5 protein-coding genes and 2 pseudogenes are annotated in these 8,818 nt (G+C 45.1%); 6 read left to right on the top strand and 1 reads right to left on the bottom strand.

The window, feature by feature from the left end; translation table 11 throughout:
• Positions 1-1,644, bottom strand: a pseudogene (locus AC058W_RS05635) (oxidoreductase); the annotation flags it as partial.
• A 570-nt stretch (positions 1,645-2,214) separates the two neighbouring features.
• Here AC058W_RS05635 and AC058W_RS05630 point away from each other — a divergent pair.
• The 6 genes and pseudogenes from AC058W_RS05630 to AC058W_RS05605 form a co-directional block, all read left to right on the top strand.
• The gene (locus AC058W_RS05630; RefSeq protein ID WP_117674810.1) at positions 2,215-3,651 is read left to right on the top strand and encodes an acyl-CoA carboxylase subunit beta; all 1,437 of its coding nucleotides are present in this window, start codon (positions 2,215-2,217) and stop codon (positions 3,649-3,651) included.
• A gap of 14 nt (positions 3,652-3,665) precedes the next feature.
• Positions 3,666-4,421, top strand: coding sequence for an OadG family transporter subunit (locus AC058W_RS05625; protein ID WP_243098907.1), 756 nt, complete (start codon positions 3,666-3,668; stop codon positions 4,419-4,421).
• A 97-nt stretch (positions 4,422-4,518) separates the two neighbouring features.
• Entirely contained in the window at positions 4,519-4,887 is a 369-nt protein-coding gene (locus AC058W_RS05620) for a biotin/lipoyl-containing protein (protein WP_022381146.1), read from the top strand.
• A 16-nt stretch (positions 4,888-4,903) separates the two neighbouring features.
• Positions 4,904-6,052, top strand: a complete 1,149-nt coding sequence (locus AC058W_RS05615; RefSeq protein WP_118247991.1) for a sodium ion-translocating decarboxylase subunit beta — start codon at positions 4,904-4,906, stop codon at positions 6,050-6,052.
• 152 nt (positions 6,053-6,204) lie between these two features.
• A complete protein-coding gene (locus tag AC058W_RS05610; RefSeq protein ID WP_117674811.1) occupies positions 6,205-7,617 on the top strand; it encodes an oxaloacetate decarboxylase subunit alpha in 1,413 nt (470 codons plus the stop codon).
• Between the two features lie 154 nt (positions 7,618-7,771).
• Positions 7,772-8,818 (top strand): annotated as a pseudogene (locus tag AC058W_RS05605) (BaiN/RdsA family NAD(P)/FAD-dependent oxidoreductase); the annotation flags it as partial.

Raw genomic sequence — 8,818 nt, 5'->3', positions numbered from 1 at the left:
TACTATAGAAAATCTCAGCATTTCTTGCTGCAAAGAATTCCACAACATCAAGACCAACAGCGCCGCCGCCCACAACAACAACCTTCTTGCCTGTCATATCTTCCGGATAATCATTGATGTGATTAATCATTCCCAGGATAGAAGCGACCTTGCTGCCTTCTTTGTCAATGCGGTCGTGAAGTCCTTTGATCGGAGGAAGCAGTGGTGCGGAACCTGTGGAGCTTACGATCAGGTTCGGATGGAACTTGCGGATATTTTCCGGTGTTCCTTCTGTGTTTGTGAAGATATAAAGATTCTCAAGCTGCTCTGCTCTGTGAATCAGATAGTTCGGGAAATCAGCCAGACGCTTCTTTGCAGGAATCTTAGAGATCACAGAAGCAAGACCGCCAAGAGTTTCACCCTTTTCCAGAAGGAAGGTGTTACAGCCTACTTCTGCGGCTGTACAGGCAGCTTCCAGCCCGGCAGTACCGCCTCCGATTACTACAACGTTACAGTTTTTGTTCACTTTCTGATTCTTATAAACATCACCTTCCAGAACAGCCGGGTTTACAGTACAGCGGATCGGACGGTTAAAACCGATTCTGTTTCCTGCACATCCGATGTTACAGGAGATACATTTGCGAAGGTCACATTCTCTGCCTGTAGCTACTTTGTTTACCCATGCAGGTTCTGCGATAAGACCACGTCCCATACCGATCAGGTCTGCATCACCGTCAGCAAGGATCTTCTCTGCAACCTTAGGATCACGGATATTTCCCATGGAAATACATGGCTTGCCGAACTTCTCCTTTAACAGCCTTCGGCATGTAGGAACGCCATCCGTCTTTCATGTAGTTAGCATCGATCTGATACTGGATAGAACCGTTTAAACCGCAGGAAACATCGAAGATATCAACTTCATCCTGAACATATTCCAGATATTCAAGAGTATCCTCAAGAGTGTTGCCGCCTTCCATCAGCTCATCTGCGCTGAGACGGAGCATGATCGGGAAGAAAGGTCCAACCTGTTTTCTTACTTCCTCAATGACCATACGGCAGAAACGTGTTCTGTTTTCCACAGATCCGCCGAAATCATCTGTACGTTTGTTTGTAAGAGGAGAGAGGAACTGGCTGATCAGATAGGAATGTCCCGCATGGATCTCTACTGCGTCAAAACCAGCAGCCTGGGCTCTCTTTGCAGCCTCGCCGTATTTCTTTACAATGTGATGGATTTCTTCCACTGATAACGGACGCGGGATCTCTCCGCCTTCTTTGGACGGAACATCAGATGCGGAAACAGGCTGCATATTTGTACGTGCGGAAACAGCGGAAGCACCCGCTGTGGTTGATCTGGATTGCAATACAGGTACCATATTTGTGAATCTCTTCACAGAATTTGTACAGACGCGGCAGATAGTTGTCGTGGTCAATACGAAGCTGAGTAGTTCCGTTGGAACCCTGCGGAGAATCCACACTTGCGTTCTCTACAATGATCAGTCCTGTTCCGCCCTTGGCACGTTCTTTGTAATAATTGATATGAAGAAAGCTCATTTCTCCATTCTGCTCACCGTAGTTTGTACCCATAGGCATCATAACAATACGGTTTTTGATAGTCATATTTTTTACTGTGAGTGGTGTGAAAATATGCTGGTAATTGCTTTTCATTACGTCGTTCCTCCTGAAATTTTCTGTTGGATCTATTTCAGGCCACTCTTCAGTGCTTTAGCTGTGGCCTGAATTTCTTTGATGTGTTAATTATATAACGGGATAATCCATAAATCTAATCGAAACAAATTCGTGCTATATAATAAAAAACATCTATGGTTTTCCACGCACTGAATAAAAAGCATTCATAACCGCATGCTGCATCATGTAAAAAACCTGACAAACCGGCATGGCTATAGTATTTTTCTCTGGGCTGCGCTGAGACTTTTGTACCTGTACAATCGGATTCGCAAACAAGCGAGTGGTATAGTTATTTCGAAAACGATGTACCGGTTTAAAGGAGAGGGTGAAATACGGGACAATGCAAAATAACCGTAATATCTTCTATTTAATAGGAAGAAATACGCAAAAAAACAAAATTTGGAGAAACCTGACAAACTTTTCTGCTATATTTTTAACGAAAATGACAAATAAATGTTGAAATTTTCTGCCAGAAAAGGTAGAATTAAAATTGGCTAAATTTTTGGGTTAACTTTTAAATATTCTCATAAAGATGGAGGGCAAACAAGAATGAGTAATGCAACACAAAGCTTAGCAGGCACAAGAATTACTTCTTTGCTTGACGCAAACAGTTTTGTCGAAATCGGTCAGAGCGTAACAGCCAGATCAACAGATTTCAACATGGCTGCAAACAAAGCACCATCTGACGGTGTAATCACCGGATATGGTGTAATCGATGACAAACTGGTTTATGTATACAGCCAGGACGCATCCGTATTAAACGGTACTGTTGGCGAAATGCATGCCAAGAAGATCACAAGACTTTATGATCTTGCAATGAAAACAGGCGCTCCGGTTATCGGACTTGTAGACTGCGCAGGTATCCGTCTTCAGGAAGCAACAGATGCACTGGAAGCTTTCGGACAGATCTATCTGAAACAGACACTGGCATCCGGTGTGATTCCGCAGATCACAGCAATCTTCGGAACATGCGGCGGTGGTATGGCAGTTATCCCGTCCCTGACAGACTTCACATTTATCGAATCCAAAAAAGGAAAAATGTTCATCAACACACCGAACGCACTGGAGGGAAATAACGCAGACAAATGCGATACAGCAGCAGCTGATTTCCAGAGCAAGGAAACAGGTCTGATCGATGGCGTTGGTACAGAAGAAGAGGTTCTTGGCCAGATCCGCTCTTTAGTATCACTTCTTCCTTCTAATAATGAAGACACAGACAATTACACAGAGTGTACAGATGATCTCAACCGTGTATGCGCTGAACTTGCAAACTGTGCAGGTGATACAGCAATCGCACTTTCCCAGATCGCTGACAACGGCGAATTCTTCGAGACAAAAGCAGACTATGCCAAAGATATGGTTACAGGATTTATCCGCTTAAACGGAGCAACCATCGGTGCAGTTGCAAACAGAAGCGAAGTATACGACGCAGAAGGCAAGAAAGTAGAAACATTTGACGGAAGCATCTCCGCAAGAGGTGCAAGAAAAGCAGCAGACTTCGTGAAATTCTGCGATGCTTTTGACATTCCGGTACTTACACTTACAAACGCAACAGGCTTCATGGCAACCTTATGCAGCGAGAAGATGATGGCGAAATCCGTAGGTGAGCTGGTAGCTGCATTCGCAGACGCAACAGTTCCGAAGGTAAACGTGATCATCGGCAAAGCTTACGGTACAGCTTACGTGGCAATGAACAGCAAATCTATCGGTGCAGACCTTGTATATGCATGGGATAACGCAGAGATCGGTATGATGGACGCTTCCCTGGCAGCCAAGATCATGTACGCAGATGCAGATGCTGCTGAATTAAATGAGAAAGCTGCTCAGTACAGAGAACTCCAGAATGGTGTTGCTTCCGCAGCAGCAAGAGGCTATGTTGACACTGTGATCAGCCCGGCTGACACAAGAAAATATGTAATCGGTGCATTTGAGATGCTGTTCACAAAAAGGGAAGATCGTCCGTCCAAGAAACACGGAACGATTTAAGCGGGGTGACGCATATGAAAATGATCAAAAAAATAACTTCTGTATTCATGACATTTCTCGTAATGGCTGCACTGGTGATCGGCAGCACTTCTGTGGTATTTGCCGCTGATGAGATTAATGATACTGTCAAGTCCACACTGATAACTACAGCAGAGGGGCTGACAGATACCATTGTCCAGCTTAAAGATGAAGAAATTGAGAATTACATGAGTTCAGGAAATGACTTTACAATAAGTGCCATGCAGTCCTGGCAGACATCCAAGGATGAACTTGGCGCAAAGAAGGACAGCAATGGTGAAACTACTGTAACTTTCAAAGATGATCAGTACACAGTTACTGTTCCTCTTAAATTTGAGAAAGCAGAAGCAAACTTTGTATATGTCTTTGACTCACAGGGAACACCGATTTCCATGACTGTAGATGTGCAGTATGGTATGGGTAAGACTCTTCAGAGAGCAGGTCTTAATACTCTGATGGGTATTGGAACTGTATTCGTAATGCTGGTTTTATTAAGTCTTCTGATCTCTCTGTTCCGTTTCATCCCGAATCCGGAAGCAAAGAAAGCAGCAGAAGCAAAAGCAGCCAAAGCTGCAAAAGAGGCAGAGGCAGCAGCAATTGCAGCGGCGGCACCTGCACAGGCAGAAGAGAACCTTGCAGATGACGGAGAACTGGTAGCTGTTATCGCAGCAGCAATCGCAGCAGCAGAAGGAACTACAACAGACGGATTCGTAGTTCGTTCCATCCGCAAAGTAAAAAGAAACAGAAGATAATCACTGTTCATCCGATAATATTTTTGCGTATCGTAGATTACATTACTGAGAAAGTAATGAACGCTAATAATTGTTATTTATTTAGGAGGATTTTAAAATGAAAAGCTATACAATTACAGTAAATGGTACAGCATATGAAGTAACTGTTGAAGAAACAGGAAGCGTATCCGCACCAGCAGCAGCTCCGAAGGCCGCACCTAAAGCAGCACCGGCAGCAGCTCCGAAAGCAGCAGCTCCTGCAGCAGGCGCAGGCGCAGTAAAAGTAACTGCTTCCGTACCTGGTAAAGTTGTTAAAGTAGCAGCAAGCGTTGGACAGGCAGTAAAAGCCGGAGACAGCGTAATTATTCTTGAATCCATGAAGATGGAAATCCCTGTAGTAGCTCCTCAGGACGGTACTATCGCAAGCATTGATGTTGCAGAAGGTGCCTCTGTAGAAAACGGAGATACTTTAGCAACAATGAACTAAGACGGGAGGTAGTCAAATGTCTTATGTAACAGAAACATTGTCCAACCTGATTCATCAGACAGCATTCTTTAATCTGACATGGGGCAATTACCTGATGATCGCAGTAGCCTGCGTATTCCTTTACCTTGCTATCAAAAAAGGATTCGAGCCGCTTCTGCTTGTTCCTATCGCATTCGGTATGCTGCTTGTAAATATCTATCCGGACATTATGGCAAATCCGGAAGATATGTCCAATGGTGTAGGTGGACTTCTTCATTATTTCTACATCCTTGATGAGTGGAGTATCTTACCATCTCTGATCTTCATGGGTGTAGGTGCCATGACAGACTTCGGTCCGCTTATCGCAAACCCGATCAGCTTCCTGATGGGTGCTGCAGCACAGCTTGGTATCTATGCAGCTTACTTCCTTGCAATCTTCCTTGGATTCAACGGAAAAGCAGCAGCAGCTATCTCCATCATCGGTGGTGCCGACGGCCCGACTTCCATTTTCCTTGCAGGTAAACTTGGACAGTCTGCACTGATGGGACCGATCGCAGTGGCAGCATATTCCTATATGTCACTGGTTCCGATCATTCAGCCGCCTATCATGAGACTCTGCACAACAGAGAAAGAACGTAAGATCAAAATGGATCAGCTTCGCCCGGTTTCCAAACTGGAGAAGATCCTGTTCCCGATCGTTATCACAATCGTTGTCTGCCTGATCCTGCCTACAACAGCTCCTCTGGTTGGTATGCTTATGCTTGGTAACCTCTTCAGAGAGTGCGGTGTTGTTAAACAGCTGACAGAAACAGCTTCCAACGCCCTGATGTATATCGTAGTTATCCTTCTGGGTACATCCGTAGGTGCTTCCACAAGTGCAGAAGCATTCTTAAACGCAGATACTCTGAAGATCGTAGTTTTAGGTCTTGTTGCATTCGCAATCGGTACATTTGGTGGATGTATGCTTGGTAAACTGCTTTGCAAACTGACTCATGGAAAGATCAACCCGCTGATTGGTTCTGCCGGTGTATCCGCAGTACCTATGGCAGCCCGTGTATCCCAGAAAGTGGGTGCAGAGGCAGATCCTACAAACTTCCTTCTGATGCACGCAATGGGTCCGAACGTTGCCGGTGTTATCGGTACAGCCGTAGCAGCCGGAACATTCATGGCTATTTTTGGAGTATAATAAAATCTGATAAGATGATCTGCCCGTATCAGGAGGAGTATTAACTCCTTCCGGTAAGCGGCAAACCAGATATTTGCCTGTGAGCGTACAGTAACGTAAATCACAAATATCCGATGGAATATACTCGAACAAACTATAAAGGAGATTTAATAATGGCAGAATTAGAGAAAAAACCTGTTAAAATTGTGGAAACCATTCTCCGTGATGCTCATCAGTCTCAGATCGCAACACGTATGACCACAGAACAGATGCTTCCGATCGTAGATAAACTTGATAAAGTCGGCTATCACGCAGTAGAGTGCTGGGGTGGTGCAACATTCGATGCATCCCTTCGTTTCCTTCACGAAGATCCATGGGAAAGACTTCGTAAATTACGTGACGGCTTTAAGAACACAAAACTTCAGATGCTTTTCCGTGGACAGAACATCCTTGGATACCGTCCATACGCAGACGACGTTGTAGAATATTTCGTACAGAAATCTGCTGCAAACGGAATCGACATCATCCGTATTTTTGACTGCCTCAATGACCTTCGTAACCTTCAGACAGCTGTAAGCGCTGCAAACAAAGAGAAGGCTCATGCACAGGTAGCTCTTTCCTACACATTAGGAGATGCTTACACACTGGAATACTGGACAGACATTGCAAAACGTATCGAAGATATGGGCGCTAATTCCATCTGTATCAAAGATATGGCAGGTCTTCTCCTTCCAAATAAAGCTACAGAGCTTGTTACAGCATTAAAAGAAACAGTTAGCATCCCGATCGACCTTCATACACATTACACATCCGGTGTAGCTTCCATGACTTACTTAAAAGCAGTAGAAGCAGGTGTAGATATCATCGATACAGCAATGTCTCCATTCGCACTGGGAACATCCCAGCCTGCAACAGAGGTTATGGTTGAGACATTCAAGGATACACCATACGACACAGGATTTGACCAGAAACTTCTCTCCGAGATCGCTGACTACTTCCGTCCGATCCGTGACGAAGCTCTTGACAGCGGACTTCTTAATCCGAAGAACCTTGGTGTTAACATCAAGACTTTACTGTACCAGGTACCGGGCGGTATGCTCTCCAACCTGACTTCCCAGTTAAAAGAACAGCACGCAGAAGACAAATTCTACGATGTTCTTGAGGAAGTTCCGCGTGTACGTAAAGACCTCGGTGAACCGCCACTTGTTACTCCGTCTTCCCAGATCGTTGGTACACAGGCTGTATTCAACGTACTGATGGGCGAGAGATACAAAATGGTTACAAAAGAAACAAAAGATATCCTGTTAGGAAAATACGGCGCAACTGTAAAACCGTTTAATCCGGAAGTACAGAAGAAGTGCATCGGCGATGAGAAACCGATCACATGCCGTCCGGCAGACCTTCTTGACAACGAACTTGAGAAACTTGAGAGTGAAATGGCCCAGTACAAAGAACAGGATGAGGATGTATTAACATACGCACTGTTCCCACAGGTAGCTATGGACTTCTTCAAGTATCGTCAGGCTCAGAAAACAAAAGTTGACGAGAAAGCAGCTGACAAAAAGAACGGAGCATATCCTGTTTAATTAAATATGTAACAAAAGAAAAAAGGAGCTTGCGCAAGCAGGCTCCTTTGCGTTATTATAAAAAAGATGTAATACCCACAAGACAGGAGCTTCTTCGTAGTGGAGCAGTCAGCAGGGTATGGATAAACGCAAAAAACACAGGAAGGAACATTCCATGAGCAAAGTACTGATCATCGGCGGCGGCGCTGCCGGAATGATGGCGGGAGTATTCGCAGCCCGCAACCATCATGAAGTTCATATATTAGAAAAAAACGAAAAACTCGGCAAGAAAGTATTTATCACCGGAAAAGGCCGCTGCAACGTAGCAAACGCCTGCGACACAGAGGAACTCTTCCCAGCAGTCATGAGCAACCCGAAATTTCTCTACAGCGGATTTTATTCTATTCGGTCCACAGGACGTCATGAATTTTTTCGAGGAAGCAGGCGTACCTCTGAAAGTAGAGAGGGGAAACAGAGTATTTCCACAGTCTGATCATTCTTCAGACATCATCCGCGCACTGGAGCGTGAACTGAAGAAAGCCGGAGCGAAGGTTCATCTGCACACTACAGTAAAAGAGATTGTAAAGAAACCGGAAGCGGAGAAGGTCACAGGAGTCATTCTTGAGGATGGCACCTTTATGGAGGGTGATGCAGTCATTGTAGCCACCGGCGGCTTCTCCTACCAGAGTACAGGCTCCACCGGGGACGGATACCGTTTTGCAAGAGAACTGGGCTTGAAAGTCACAGATATCAGCCCATCCTTAGTCCCATTAAAGACGAAAGAAGACTACATCCCGAAACTACAGGGACTTTCCCTCAAGAATACGGGACTTACCATAAAGAACGGCAAGAAAGTCCTCTACGAAGATTTCGGCGAGATGATGTTCACCCATTTCGGTGTGACAGGCCCGATGATTCTCTCTGCCAGCGCCCACATCGGAGCGAAACTGGCGAAAGCAGAGAACGGAGAACTCTGTGCATACCTGGACCTGAAACCGGCTCTTACCAAAGAACAGTTAGATGCCAGAATCCTGCGCGAATTCGAGACAGGACAGAACAAACAGTTCAAGAACGTGATCGGAGTACTTTTCCCGTCATCCCTGACACCGGTAATGCTGGAACTTGGTGGAATCCCGGCAGAGAAGAAAATCCATGATATCTCCAGAGAAGAACGTCAGCATTTCGTTGATCTTGTAAAAGCTTTCCCGTTCACTATCACAGG

This window comes from Blautia sp. CGZ-1-C1 (genome assembly GCF_056504575.1).
This window is presented reverse-complemented; position numbering and strand designations above follow the sequence as displayed.

Excerpts from the sequence above, each read along its gene's own strand:
- AC058W_RS05615 (WP_118247991.1), top strand. The coding sequence starts at position 4,904 with ATGTCTTATGTAACAGAAACATTGTCCAACCTGATTCATCAGACAGCA.
- AC058W_RS05610 (WP_117674811.1), top strand. The coding sequence starts at position 6,205 with ATGGCAGAATTAGAGAAAAAACCTGTTAAAATTGTGGAAACCATTCTC.
- AC058W_RS05620 (WP_022381146.1), top strand. The coding sequence starts at position 4,519 with ATGAAAAGCTATACAATTACAGTAAATGGTACAGCATATGAAGTAACT.
- AC058W_RS05625 (WP_243098907.1), top strand. The coding sequence starts at position 3,666 with ATGAAAATGATCAAAAAAATAACTTCTGTATTCATGACATTTCTCGTA.
- AC058W_RS05630 (WP_117674810.1), top strand. The coding sequence starts at position 2,215 with ATGAGTAATGCAACACAAAGCTTAGCAGGCACAAGAATTACTTCTTTG.